Consider the following 11,983-nt stretch of genomic DNA (forward strand, 5'->3'; position numbering starts at 1 on the left):
CTGACGATGATTACTTGAGCAGGCCCAGTTCGTGGCCGGCTTGCTCGAATGCTTTCAATACGGTATCCAGCTGCTCGCGGGTATGAGCGGCCGACAATTGAACGCGCACGCGGGCCTGGCCCATCGGCACCACCGGGTAGAAGAAGCCGCTGAGCAGCACGCCCAGTTCATACATGCGCGCGGCGAATTTCTGCGCCACTGGCGCGTCGAACAGCATGACAGGAACAACAGGGTGCGTGCCCGGCTTGATGGTAAAGCCGATACGCTCGATCTCTTTGCGGAAGTAGGCGGTGTTTTCGTGCAGGCGGTCGCGCAACTCGGTCGACGACGACAAGCGCTCCAGCACTGCCAGCGAAGCGCCGGCAATCGACGGCGCCAAGGTGTTCGAGAACAGGTAAGGACGCGATTTCTGGCGCAGCATCTCGATCACCTCTTTGCGGCCGGAGGTGAAGCCGCCCATGGCGCCGCCCAGCGCCTTGCCCAAGGTGCCGGTGATGATGTCGATCTTGCCGACCACGTTGTGGTGTTCGTGCGTGCCGCGGCCGGTCTTGCCCATGAAGCCGGAGGCGTGGCATTCGTCGATCATGATCAGCGCGCCGTACTTGTCGGCCAGTTCAACGATCTTGTCCAACTGGGCGATGGTGCCGTCCATCGAGAACACGCCATCGGTGACGACGATCTTGTGGCGCTTGTCCGCCGCTGCTTGCAGCTGCTTCTCCAGGTCGGCCATGTCGTTGTGGGCGTAGCGGAAGCGCGCGGCCTTGCAAAGGCGGATGCCGTCGATGATGGAGGCGTGGTTCAGCGCATCGGAGATGATGGCATCGTTCTCGTCGAACAGCGGCTCGAACACGCCGCCGTTGGCGTCGAAAGCGGCCGCGTACAGAATCGTGTCCTCGGTGCCGAGGAACTTGGAGATCGCCTGCTCCAGCTGCTTGTGCACGGTTTGGGTGCCGCAGATGAAGCGCACCGACGACAGGCCGTAGCCGAATTTTTCAGTGGCGTCGATCGACGCTTGCGCCACCCATTCCTGGCCAGACAGGCCGAGATAGTTGTTGGCGCACATATTGATCAAGGTGCGACCATCATCGCTCGTCACTTCCGAACCTTGGCGCGAAGCCAGCACGCGCTCCGGCTTGTACAGCCCTTGCTCGCGCAGTTGATCCAGATTTTGCTGGAGGCCGCTGTAGAAGCTGTCTTTTTGATTGCTCATGATGATCCTTGTATGTGTTACGATTTCACTATCTTATGCGAAATTCGTTATCCCGAATTCAAATTCGATATATTGAATTTTAAAGCGATCCAGTGAACTCCGCAACCAAAACGAATGAAAACACCTGCACCAAATAACGCGCCGCCGGAAGTGGGCGCGGCCTTGCAGCGCTTGCGCCTCGCTCGGGGCCTGACCCTGGAAGATTTGTCGCGCATTGCCGGCGTCTCCAAATCCATGTTATCCCAAATCGAAAGAGAGAAAGCCAATCCGACGATTGCCATTACCTGGCGTCTTGCCAACGCGCTGGGTGTGCAGATTGGCGAGTTGCTGGCGACGGCCGAACGGGCAACGGAGACCATCCGCGTGGTGGATGCGCACGAAACGCCTACCCTGCCCGGCCTGCACGCGGGCTACGTGCTGCGGATTCTGGGGCCGCTGGAACTGGCCAGCCGCTACGAGTGGTATGAATTAACGCTGTCGCCGGGCGGCGAACTGGCCTCGCAAGGCCACGATCCCGGCGCGCAGGAGCACCTGACCTTGTTGCACGGCTCAGTGGAAGTGGAAGTCGGGGAAGACAAGAAGAAGGTCAAACTGGGCAGCACCGCGCGCTACCCTGGCGACCAGCAGCACATCATCCGCAACGTAGGTAAAACGGAAGCGAAAGCGCTGCTGGTGGTGATACACCGCTAGTAATTAAGCGGCGTGCTTGCGGCGCCGCGCCGCGAAGCCGACCAGGCCAAGGCCGGCGATCATCATGGCATAGGTTTCCGGCTCAGGCACGGCCGTCACCGTGAAGCCGTAGGTGACGTCGGTCAGGGTGGTCTCCGCATGTCCCTTGCCGAACTGGGAAGCACCGATGTTCATTCCCGTATCCAGCGCCACCGCCGTGAAATAGCTGGCAGGGTTACCAACCGTCGTGCTGATCACCTTGGTCCCGGAGCCCGGCGTTAGGTCTGAATTAACAAGGCCTTCCTGGTAGAACACGGCGTTAAAACCCGGCGAGGTAAATCCGCCCCCGGCGTACACGCCGCTGGAGATTGAGCCAATGATCGAGCTGGAGCTAGTACCGGTGCCAGTACCGGTGAAGGCATACGACGAGGTGGCGCTGGCGCTCAACTGCAGGGCCACCGAATAGCCGCTTTTCGGAACCGCAATCACGCTCCAGTAGCCGTAATCGAAGCGGGTGTTGGTGGCGCCGCCGAAAATGGCGTCGTTCTCGGCGGACACGTGGAAGCGCTCCGACGTATCGAACGAAATCGAATTTCCCGCCACCGAGGCCGAATTGAGGCCCCAGAAATCGGCGTCGTAGTAGAACTTCAGGTTGGCGCCCTCGATTTCAACGTAGTTCACAGCTTGAGCGGAGGACATCGCTCCAGCGGCAAACAGTGCGGCAACCAACAGGCGGCGTGGCAATTGCAGATTCATGTTACCCCCTCGGAAAATTGCATTTAAGATATCGATGCAATTATGCCATCTATTTTTTGCAATTGAAAGCGTTTACCAATTGGATTCGCGCTCCGGGGTCGAGGTGATGCGGTGGATAGAGAGATCGGCGCCCTGGAACTCTTCCTCGGGATCGAGGCGCAGGCCCAGCGTGGCTTTCAGCAAGCCGTACACTGCGTAGCCGCCGGCCAGCGCGATTGCCACGCCCATGACCGTACCGGCCAGTTGCGACAACAGCGACACGCCGCCCACGCCGCCGAGCTCCTTGTGGCCAAAGATCCCAGCCGCAATTCCGCCCCAGGCGCCGCACAGGCCATGCAGCGGCCACACGCCCAGCACATCGTCGATCTTCCACTTGTTTTGCGCCAGCGTGAACATCCACACGAAGATGGCGCCGGCCAAGCCGCCCGTCACCAGCGCGCCCAGCGGGTGCATGATGTCGGAACCGGCGCACACCGCCACCAGTCCGGCCAGCGGGCCGTTATAGGCGAAGCCCGGATCGTTCTTACCCATCATCAGCGCAACCAGCGTGCCGCCGACCATGGCCATCAGCGAATTCACCGCCACCAGGCCGTTCATCTTGTCCAGCGCCTGCGCGCTCATGACGTTGAAGCCGAACCAGCCCACGGTCAAAATCCACGCACCCAGCGCGAGGAAGGGAATCGACGACGGCGGATGCGCGGCAATCGCACCGTTCTTCATGTAGCGGCCGCGGCGAGCGCCCAGCAACAGCACCGCCGGCAGCGCGATCCAGCCCCCTACCGCGTGCACCACTACCGAACCGGCGAAGTCATGGAAGCCGGCGCCAAACGCTTGCGCCAGCCATTCCTGCGCGCCGAAACGGTTGTTCCAGACAAGCCCTTCAAAAAAAGGATAAACCAGGCCGACCAGCAAAGCCGTCGCCACGGTCTGCGGATGGAAGCGCGCCCGTTCGGCAATGCCTCCCGAGATAATCGCAGGAATAGCGGCGGCGAACGTCAGCAGGAAGAAGAATTTGACCAGCTCATAACCGTTTTTGGCGGCCAGCACATCGGCCGAGGAGAAGAAGTTGATGCCGTAAGCAATGCTGTAGCCGACAAAGAAATAAGCAATGGTCGAGACGGCAAAATCGACCAGAATTTTGACCAGCGCATTGACCTGATTTTTCTTGCGTACCGTGCCCAGTTCAAGGAAAGCAAAACCCGCGTGCATCGCCAAAATCATGATGGCGCCGAGCAGGATGAACAAGGCATCTGCGCCGTCTTTGTATCCAGACATCAAAATCACTCCCCAAAATAAAGCACACAAAATAAAGAACTAACATGGAAAGCAATTTCCGTTCCAATTTGGTGCAAAATCTTAAGTAGCTGATTTTAATCTAGTTTCACGTTGGTGCATTGGCGCCTGCAAGCCGCCAATGCACCAAGTCAATGCGCTAAATTGGTGCGCCCGGCGGCACCGGTTGCGGCGTGCGCAGTTTGACGCTGCGCGGATCGGCCAGATAGGCAGTGATCAATTCGGCCGCTTGCTTGCGGCTGTCGGCGATCACGCCCTTGCCCGGGTTCTTTTGCAGCCATTGCGCCAGCTCGCGTACCGACTGCCGCACTTCGGCCGCCACCTGCGAGTGCAGGTAGCCGTTGTTGAGCAGGTTCAGCAGACTCTCAACGACGATCCAGTTGGACGCCAGCTGCACCGCTTCGCCGCCGATGACCGTGGACGGCACCGCATCACGCTTCCACGTTTTTTGCAGCACTTGCGCGATTACTTCCTGCACGCTCAGTTGCCTGGCATCGCGCGCATGCTGCCACGACACGCGATTGATGCGGCCTGCATCCAGCAGGAAGCCGACGGTTTGCGCGGCGCCCGCTTCGGCGATCGAGAAGGCGTCGAACACGGAGTCCATGCGATTGCCGAAATACTCGCGCGTGCGTTCGTAGCCTGCCGCCGGTGGCGTCAGGATGTCAAGCACATTGGCTGGCAGCGCGAGATACTCGGCGCGCAGACTGTCGGTCAGGCGGTTCAGCGCTTGCCGCTGCACCCCGCCCGGCGTGACTTTAACGCCGGCCTTGGCGATGCCTGCCTTGACGTCGCCGGCGCTGGTGTACTCAAACTCGCCGCCGCCGATCAGGCGCGCCACCGCTTCGCCTTGGTAGCGCTGCAGCAGGTAGACCGGCACCAGGCGCGCTTCCAGTTCACCGATCTGGCGCGCGTCCGGCAGCACGTCCACAGAGAACGTTTGCAAGGCGCGCTGACGCACTGCGCCCAGTTGATCCCATGTCTTCAGCGTGTCCGGGCCAAAGTCCCACAGCAGGCCGTCCGGGTGGCTGGCGCCGGGAGCACGGTCGTCCTGGTCGCTGGAGTACAGCATGCCGGCGCTACGCGCATCGGCGCGCAGCTTGGTCAATGCCGCCTGCTCTTGTGTGCCGCTGCCAAAATCGCCGTAGATGTATTTGACGATGTAGTCGTCCCACGGCCCCACGCCCACGCCGTAGGCATTGGCGATATCGACCTCGCCCTTGGCATCCAGCTTGAGGATAGGATGCGGATAATCCATCACCGAGCCATTCCCCATGCGGCTGGCGGCAAAGTTGTGCGCGAAGCCCAGCGTGTGGCCGACTTCGTGCGCCGCCAATTGACGCAAGCGGGCCAGCGCCATTTGTTCGGCCAGTTTTTGTTTTTCAGCGCTGCTGCTTTTGCCGTAAGGAGCGAGCAGCGCTTCGGCGATCAGGATGTCCTGGCGCACGCGCTGCGATCCCAGCGTGACTGCGCCGCGCAGAATTTGACCGGTGCGTGGATCGCTCAATGCATTCCCATACGACCAGCCGCGCGTGGCACGGTGCACCCAGGTGATGACGTTGTAGCGGATGTCCTGTGCGTCCACGCCCTCCGGCAGCAACTCGACGCGGTAGGCGTCTTTGAAGCCCGCCTTCTCGAACGCCGTGGCCCACCAGCGCGCACCTTCAATCAGCGCCGAGCGCACCGGCTCGGGCGCGCCGCGATCAACGTAGTAGACAATCGGTTTCTTCACCGTGCTGACGGCAGCCGATGGATCGGTCTTTTCCAGCTTGTGGCGCACTTGCCAATGCACGTCGATGCTGTTCGATAGCGGCGTGGCGTAGTCGAAGTAGCTGGTATCAAAACCGCCGGAGTACGGGTGGTAAGTGCGCGGATGCCACGCGCTGTTGGCGTCCAACGCGGGCAAGCGCACCATGCTGATACGCTGGCGCATCGAGAGGCTGGCTGCATCCGCGCCGACCTGCTTCACGTATTCTGCTTGTCCCGGGCCGGCAAAGGTCAGTAGCGCTTCCAGTTCCACGTTGTCCGGGAAGGCCTTGGCTTCGGCGGCCAGCACTGCGCTGCGCGAGGCATCGACCGAGTATGCTCCCTGCTTGGCACCGGCCAAACGCGCCGCAATGCCGTGGCGGTCGGCCAGCAGGAAGCTGGAGAAGTCCACCAGATGGCGATCCTTGTCGCTGGCGATGATCTCGCCCGACCACAGCACCGAGTTGGAGAACGACTCGCGCACAGCGGCGCGTTCGTCCTTGTCCGCCGAGTTGGCGACGTAGTTGGTGTTTTCCTGAACGAGGAATAACCTGGCTCCATGCTTTTCAAAATGAACCATGCGCATCTCGCCCGGCTGCGCGCGGTCGAGGCCCACATCATTGGAGCCCAGTGCGTAGGGCAAGGAGCTCACCAGCATGAAGGGCTGTTCCAGCGCACCGACCGACAGCAGCACCCTGCCCTTGTCGATATCGCGCCAGACGTCGATAAAGCCGGGCTGCGATTGCAGGCCGCGCGTAACGTCGGTAATCTGCTTGGCCGCCGGTGCGGCAGTGGCGGGTGCGGCGTCGGCCGCAAAGGCCGGCGACACTGCGACCGGCACCGCGCCGGACATCATCAATGCGAGCAGCAGCGGTGCGCGCATCATTGCTGGCCCGCCGCTTTTGCAGGGGCGCCGCCGTCCATTTGCAGTGCGCGGGTCAGGAAGCCCCAACGATCAGCCACTTCTTCGATCTGCTTGGTGGTCGGCTTGCCTGCGCCGTGGCCTGCCTTGCTGTCGATACGGATCAGGATCGGTGCGCCGCCCACCGCTTGGTCAGCCTGCGCGGTGGCCGCAAACTTGAAGCTGTGGGCAGGCACCACGCGGTCATCGTGATCGGCGGTGGTGATCATGGTGGCTGGATAGCAGGCGCCCTTCTTCAGATTATGCAGCGGCGAGTATTTGACCAGCGCCTTGAATTCATCGGCGTTGTCGGACGAACCGTAGTCCGACGTCCACGCCCAGCCGATGGTGAATTTATGGAAGCGCAGCATGTCCATCACGCCTACTTGCGGAATCGCCGCGGCAAACAAGTCCGGGCGCTGGGTCATGGCCGCACCAACCAGCAAGCCGCCGTTACTGCCGCCGCCAATCGACAACTTGGCTGGCGACGTCACCTTGTGCGACACCAGCCATTCGGCCGCGCCGATGAAGTCGTCGAACACGTTTTGCTTTTGCAGCTTGGTGCCGGCCAGGTGCCACGATTCGCCGTATTCGCCGCCGCCGCGCAGGTTGGCCATCACGTAGACGCCGCCCATTTCCAGCCATGCCAGGTTCGCCACCGAGAACGAAGGCGTCAGCGACACGTTGAAACCACCGTAGCCATACAAATAGGTCGGATTGCTGCCATCCAGCTTCAGGCCTTTTTTCGACACGATGAACATCGGCACCTTGGTGCCGTCGCGCGAGGTAAAGAACTCCTGGCGGGTCTCAAACGCGTTCGGATCGAAGTCCACTTTCGGCTGGCGATACACGCTGCTCTTGTTGGTCTTCAGATCGTGGCGGTAGATGGTGGTTGGGTTGGTGAAGCCGGTGAACGAGTAGAACGTCTCGCTATCCGAGCGCTTGCCGCTAAAGCCGCCTGCGGTACCGAGGCCCGGCAGTTCAATATCGTGCAGCGCCTTGCCTTTCAGATCGTAGACTTTGACCAGGCTATGCGCATCGCTCAGGTAATCGACGATCAGTTGGTTGTTGACCAGCGACGCCGACACCATGGTGTTGCTGCTCTCCGGGACGATCTGCTTCCAATTCAGCACACCCGGCTTGCGGGTATCGATGCTAACGATGCGGCCGCGCGGCGCATTGCGCTCGGTGCGGAACAGGAATACCGGGCCGTCGTTGCCGATGAAATCATAGGCAGCGTCGAAGTCCTCCAGCAAGCCGACCACTTTCGAATCCTTCTTGCTCAAGTCCTTGTAGAACACGCGGTTTTTGTTCTCCGTGCCTTGCGAGGCGTTGATCACCAGGAAGCGGCCATCTTCGGTGACTTCCGCGCTGAAGCCCCAATCCTTGTGGTCGGGACGGTCGTACACCAGCACGTCCGCGCTTTGCGGCGTGCCCAGTTTGTGGAAGTACAGCTTTTGGAAGTAGTTCACGTCGGCCAGCTTGGTGGCTTCTTGCGGCTCGTCGTAGCGGCTGTAGAAGAAACCGGAACCGTCGTGCAGCCAAGCGGTGCGCGAGAATTTCACCCACTTGATATGGTCTTCCACGTCCTTGCCGCTGTCAATGTCGCGGACTTTGATTTCGTTCCAGTCCGAGCCCGAGGCCGCGGTGCTGTAGGCGAGGTACTTGCCGTTCGGGCTAACGGCCAGGCCGGCCAGCGCCACCGTGCCGTCAGCGGCCAGCGTGTTCGGGTCGAGCAGCAGGCGCGGAACATCGGCCAGCGTCTTCATGGTGTACAGCACCGATTGATTTTGCAGGCCGTCGTTACGGCTGTAGAAATAGCGGCCGCCTTCCTTGAACGGCACGCTGAAACGCTCGAAGTTCCACAGCTTGGTCAGGCGTGCCTTGATCGCTTCGCGGCTCGGGATTTGCGACAGATAGCTTTGCGTCAGCTGGTTCTGCGCCACTACCCAGTTCTTGGTGTCCTCGCTGTTGGCGTCTTCCAGCCAGCGATACGGATCGGCGATGACGGTGCCGTGGTAATTGTCCTGCTGATCCACGGTGCGCGTGACCGGGTAGTTCAGCGAGGCGCCATTGGCTGGGCAGGTTTGCGCAAACGCGGAGGCTTGCGCGAGCAGGAGAGATGCGATGAGTGCACGTCGTTGCATATGTGATCCGTATCCATGTAAGGTTCATCAAGAATACAGATCATAACGTGAAGCATGACAAATATGACACGTTAGCTGAAAAACAAAGACGATTTTTATTTGGCGTAGCTGACGTCTGCCACCGCTTCCGCCTCCGCGCCGATGGCGATCGGCGCGCGCCACTTCTCCAGCCACGGGATCAGCTGGTCGCCCGGAATCGGACGGCTCATGAAGTAGCCCTGCCCTTGATCGCAGCCCAGTTCCGCCAGCAAGCGCCAGACCGCCTCGCTCTCGATGCCTTCTGCCACCACGCGCAAGCCCATGTTGTGACCGAGGTCGATGGTCGAGCGCACGATCTTGGTGTCGCCTTCATCCTTCTCCATATTCAGCACGAAGGATTTGTCGATCTTCAGTTCATTCACCGGCAGGCGCTTGAGATAGGCCAGCGAAGAATAGCCGGTGCCGAAATCGTCGATCGACAAATCGAGCCCCATGGAACTCAAACGCTCCAGCGTATTTTGCGCGCGCACCGGATCGTCCATGATGGCGCTCTCGGTGATCTCCAGGCAGAAGGAGCCGGGCGTCAGCTTGTGGCGCGCCAGCAGGTCGGCAAACTTGGCCGGCAGGTCTTGGTCCAGCAAATCGCGGGTAGACAGGTTGACCGACACTTTCAAGTGGTGGCCCTTGCTGGCCAGCTCGCGGCACAACTCGGCCGACTTCTCCATCACCCAGCGCGTCAGCACGCGGATAAAGCCGGTCTGCTCGGCGAACGGAATGAATTCGTCGGGGAACACATTGCCGCGCTCCGGGTGCACCCAGCGCACCAGCGACTCCATGCCCACCACACGGCCGGTTTGCAGCGAAATCTTCGGCTGCACGTGCAGGCGGAACTCATTGCGCTCGATGGCGTTGCGCAGCTCCGTGAGCAGCGACAGGCTCTTGGCGCTGGACTTGTCCATCGCCGCGTCGTAGACCACGGCGCCGTCGTTGCGCTGCTTGGCGGCGTACATCGCCACTTCGGCCATGCTCAATAAGGTCTCGCCGTCGTCGGCGTGTTCTGGATAGGCGGCGATGCCGAGGCCCGCGCCGATGTCCACCATTTGATCTTCCAGCGACAGTGGCGTTTCCAGCGCTTGCAGGATTTCAGCCGCCATCAGCTGCGCCGCATCGATATCGGCGGCCGGCAGCAGCACTGCGAATTCGTCGCCACCCAAGCGTGCCACCTGCGCCGACGATTGACGGCGATTCGCCAGCAGCAGCTGCAAGCGGCCAGCAACCTGGCGCAGCAAGGCGTCGCCGAAGCTGTGGCCCATCACGTCGTTGACGTGCTTGAAGCGATCCAGATCCATCATCAGCACGAACAAGGCTTCTTCGCGGCGGCGGGCGTCGTGCAGCGCGTCGTTCAACAGCAGCACGAATTGTGCGCGATTCGGCAGGTTGGTCAGCGTGTCCCAATACGCCAGGCGGCGGATCTCCTGTTCGCGCTTGGCGATACCTTCGCGCATGGCGTCGAAGGCGTGTGCCAATTGACCGATTTCGTCCTCGCGCCGGCTGTCGATGGCGACCTTGTAATCGCCCTCCTCCAGCCGCTTGGCCGTCACCGCCAACTCACTGATCGGCTGGGCGATACGCTTGGCGGTGAACACGATGGCCAGCGCCGACGCGAAGATGCCGCCCAAGGTCAGGCCGATCAGCCAGCGTTCGAGGCGGCGATAATCGGCAGTCGCTTCGTCGATGGAGCGCGCCAGCAGCACGCTGGCGTTTTGGCCGTTGTCCTCGCCGATGGAAATCAGGCGCGCGCTGTATTGGGCGGTTTCGACCATCATGTCGAACGGGCCGGTAGGCGTCGCTGGCAAGGCTTGCAATTGATCGACCACCACTTGCGCAGACGGCCCGACAAAGGTGGAGCCGACCGGCAGCCACTTGCCCTGCGCGTCGCGCGTCAAGACCGAGGTATGCAGCGAAGTCACCTCGCGCATCTCGTTCGCCAGCTGGCGGTCGATGGGGAAAGTCATCACGATCCAGCCGATGGTGATCGGCGCCTTGATCGGCATGGCGACGATCTGGAACGGCCGGTGGTCGACAATCGCAATGCCGATCGCGCCGTCGGCCGCTTCGGCGGCATCCAGCATCGACAGCGCCATTTTTTCCAGGCCTTTCGATTGCGCCTGATTGGTCGTCGCGCTGATGGTGCGATCATCACCGATCAGCATCGACAAAGAAGCCTTGATGCGGCGGCCGCTATTGGCCAGCGCCGATTCAATGGTAGAGCGATCGCTTTCATCGTTGTTGCCGATGGCCGCGACAAAGGCGGTATCGCGCGCCAGCAGGCGCGCACCGAAGCGCAGGCTTTGCGCGTTTTGTTCCAGCAGGCGGCGGAATACCTTGGCGCCGTTATTCAGCTCGGAGCCGATGGAGGCGCGCGCATTGTTGTCGATACCCTGCTGGATCACCAGCAGGCCGACCACCTGCACCGCCACGATCAGCACCAGGAATAGCGTCACGATGCGGCTTTCGAGGCTGCGAAAACGCAGCCGCAAGCGCAAGCTATCCCATTTAAAGGCTGGAAGAGGCATCGTCTAGCACCACTGGCTTCATCGGCAGTTTAAAAATGGCGGAACTCAATTCGCTGCCCGCCTTTACGGTCAGCGTTTGTTCGGGCGTGGCGCCGCCCATCGTATTGTAGTGCCACGCTTTGACCACGTACTTGCCGGCAGCCGGCAGCTCGATGCGCGCGGCACCGGAACCGTCGGTCTTGGCGAAATACGGCGTATCGACCACTTTGACGTAAGCGATCATTTTGTCATGAATATTGCAACCGAGTACAACCGTCCCAGCTTTATCGAAGACTTGCGGCGAGGCCGCCTGCCCGGAATACAGTTTCTGGTCAAACTTGTGGGCCGGCGAGAACGAATAAATGTGGTGCCTGACCTTGTCATTATTCGGGAAATTGATGGTGGCGCCAACTTGCACCACGGTCACCAGCGGCAGAAATTTTAAACCCTTCTGCTCGATCTGGGCGCCGGGCGGCGACTTGGACGCGGGCACGCCGCCTTCCGGCTCAACATAAACGACGGTGTCTGGCAGCACCTTGCCGGTTGCGTCTTGCACTTGCACCACGATGCCGGTGGCGCCGGCGCCGGCGGCGCTCAGCAGGCTACCGCAAACAAGGGCGCGGCGAATCAAACAAAGCATAAGGTTCCTGTCCTGAACAAAACATTTCCATAATTCATCATGTCGTCACAAATGTCCACTATGATCGTACAGTTAAACCGATATTTG

General features: G+C 60.9%; 8 protein-coding genes. 1 reads left to right on the top strand and 7 read right to left on the bottom strand.

Translation table 11 applies throughout. The features are described 5' to 3' along the window. Nucleotides 1-10 precede the first annotated feature (10 nt). Nucleotides 11-1,210, bottom strand: a complete 1,200-nt coding sequence (gene kbl, locus GTP45_RS11410; RefSeq protein WP_161013970.1) for a glycine C-acetyltransferase — start codon at nt 1,208-1,210, stop codon at nt 11-13. A gap of 114 nt (nt 1,211-1,324) precedes the next feature. Here kbl and GTP45_RS11415 point away from each other — a divergent pair, with 114 nt between their 5' ends. Beyond that, nucleotides 1,325-1,900, top strand: coding sequence for a helix-turn-helix domain-containing protein (locus GTP45_RS11415; protein ID WP_161013971.1), 576 nt, complete (start codon nt 1,325-1,327; stop codon nt 1,898-1,900). Nucleotides 1,901-1,903: 3 nt separating this feature from the next. Here the strand turns inward: GTP45_RS11415 and GTP45_RS28655 are convergent, their stop codons facing one another. The 6 genes from GTP45_RS28655 to GTP45_RS11445 form a co-directional block, all read right to left on the bottom strand. Beyond that, nucleotides 1,904-2,635, bottom strand: coding sequence for a PEPxxWA-CTERM sorting domain-containing protein (locus GTP45_RS28655; RefSeq protein ID WP_229258415.1), 732 nt, complete (start codon nt 2,633-2,635; stop codon nt 1,904-1,906). Nucleotides 2,636-2,707: 72 nt separating this feature from the next. After that, the gene (locus GTP45_RS11425; protein ID WP_161013972.1) at nt 2,708-3,910 is read right to left on the bottom strand and encodes an ammonium transporter; all 1,203 of its coding nucleotides are present in this window, start codon (nt 3,908-3,910) and stop codon (nt 2,708-2,710) included. 157 nt (nt 3,911-4,067) lie between these two features. Continuing rightward, nucleotides 4,068-6,560 carry a zinc-dependent metalloprotease gene (locus GTP45_RS11430; RefSeq protein WP_229258416.1) on the bottom strand — a complete coding sequence of 831 codons (2,493 nt, stop codon included), beginning with the start codon at nt 6,558-6,560 and terminating at the stop codon, nt 4,068-4,070. After that, the gene (locus GTP45_RS11435) at nt 6,557-8,722 is read right to left on the bottom strand and encodes a prolyl oligopeptidase family serine peptidase (protein ID WP_161013973.1); all 2,166 of its coding nucleotides are present in this window, start codon (nt 8,720-8,722) and stop codon (nt 6,557-6,559) included. Before GTP45_RS11435 ends, GTP45_RS11430 begins: the two co-directional genes overlap by 4 nt. A 95-nt stretch (nt 8,723-8,817) precedes the next feature. Then, nucleotides 8,818-11,277 carry a putative bifunctional diguanylate cyclase/phosphodiesterase gene (locus GTP45_RS11440; RefSeq protein WP_229258417.1) on the bottom strand — a complete coding sequence of 820 codons (2,460 nt, stop codon included), beginning with the start codon at nt 11,275-11,277 and terminating at the stop codon, nt 8,818-8,820. Continuing rightward, the gene (locus tag GTP45_RS11445; RefSeq protein WP_161013974.1) at nt 11,258-11,896 is read right to left on the bottom strand and encodes a methylamine utilization protein; all 639 of its coding nucleotides are present in this window, start codon (nt 11,894-11,896) and stop codon (nt 11,258-11,260) included. Before GTP45_RS11445 ends, GTP45_RS11440 begins: the two co-directional genes overlap by 20 nt. Nucleotides 11,897-11,983 lie beyond the last annotated feature (87 nt).

Source organism: Duganella rivi (assembly GCF_009857435.1).
Classification (GTDB): Bacteria; Pseudomonadota; Gammaproteobacteria; order Burkholderiales; family Burkholderiaceae_D; genus Rugamonas; species Rugamonas rivi.

What these genes read in the sequence shown, in the direction of transcription:
- GTP45_RS11440 (WP_229258417.1), bottom strand. Translation starts at nt 11,277, where the DNA reads ATGCCTCTTCCAGCCTTTAAATGGGATAGCTTGCGCTTGCGGCTGCGT.
- GTP45_RS28655 (WP_229258415.1), bottom strand. Translation starts at nt 2,635, where the DNA reads ATGAATCTGCAATTGCCACGCCGCCTGTTGGTTGCCGCACTGTTTGCC.
- GTP45_RS11415 (WP_161013971.1), top strand. Translation starts at nt 1,325, where the DNA reads ATGAAAACACCTGCACCAAATAACGCGCCGCCGGAAGTGGGCGCGGCC.
- GTP45_RS11425 (WP_161013972.1), bottom strand. Translation starts at nt 3,910, where the DNA reads ATGTCTGGATACAAAGACGGCGCAGATGCCTTGTTCATCCTGCTCGGC.
- GTP45_RS11445 (WP_161013974.1), bottom strand. Translation starts at nt 11,896, where the DNA reads ATGCTTTGTTTGATTCGCCGCGCCCTTGTTTGCGGTAGCCTGCTGAGC.
- GTP45_RS11435 (WP_161013973.1), bottom strand. Translation starts at nt 8,722, where the DNA reads ATGCAACGACGTGCACTCATCGCATCTCTCCTGCTCGCGCAAGCCTCC.
- GTP45_RS11430 (WP_229258416.1), bottom strand. Translation starts at nt 6,560, where the DNA reads ATGATGCGCGCACCGCTGCTGCTCGCATTGATGATGTCCGGCGCGGTG.
- kbl (WP_161013970.1), bottom strand. Translation starts at nt 1,210, where the DNA reads ATGAGCAATCAAAAAGACAGCTTCTACAGCGGCCTCCAGCAAAATCTG.